Source organism: Mycobacterium persicum, assembly GCF_002086675.1.
Lineage (GTDB): Bacteria > Actinomycetota > Actinomycetes > Mycobacteriales > Mycobacteriaceae > Mycobacterium > Mycobacterium persicum.
In genome coordinates, this window is record NZ_MVIF01000296.1 from 1 (window position 1) to 539 (window position 539).

Here is a 539-nt window from a genome sequence, read left to right on the forward strand (position 1 = left end):
CTCCCAAAGGTGCCGCCGGCGGGGCGGGCGGCGACGGCGGTTCCGCCGGTCTGTTCGGGTCCGGCGGAGCGGGGGCGGCCGGCGGCGCCGGCGGCACCTTTGGGAGCGGCGGAAACTCCGACGGCGCCGGCAGCGGCGGCCATGGCGGCAACGGCGGCCGCGGCGGATGGCTGTCCGGTAACGGCGGCGCCGGGGGGCAAGGCGGCGTCGGTGCCGACGGGGCCACCAACAACCTCAACGCCATTCAAAATGCGGGGGTGAGCGGTAACGGCGGGGCCGGTGGAAACGGTGGCGCCGCCGGGATGATCGGTGCCGGTGGAGCCGGCGGGGCCGGCGGCGGCGGTGGCCTCAGTGTCTACGACAGTGGCGGCTACGGGGGCAACGGTGGGCATGGCGGCAACGGCGGGTGGCTGTACGGCAATGCGGGCGCCGGCGGACACGGCGGCACCGGTGGCAACGGGATGTTCCTGTGGGACAACCCCCCGTTTACCAACTCCTGGATAGCCGACGCCGGCGGCGCCGGCGGCGTGGGCGGTAAC

Annotated in this window: 1 pseudogene; it reads left to right on the forward strand. The window is 75.7% G+C overall.

Going from position 1 to position 539, the window contains the following annotated elements:
* Positions 1-539: pseudogene (locus tag BST40_RS30510) on the forward strand (PE family protein); the annotation flags it as partial.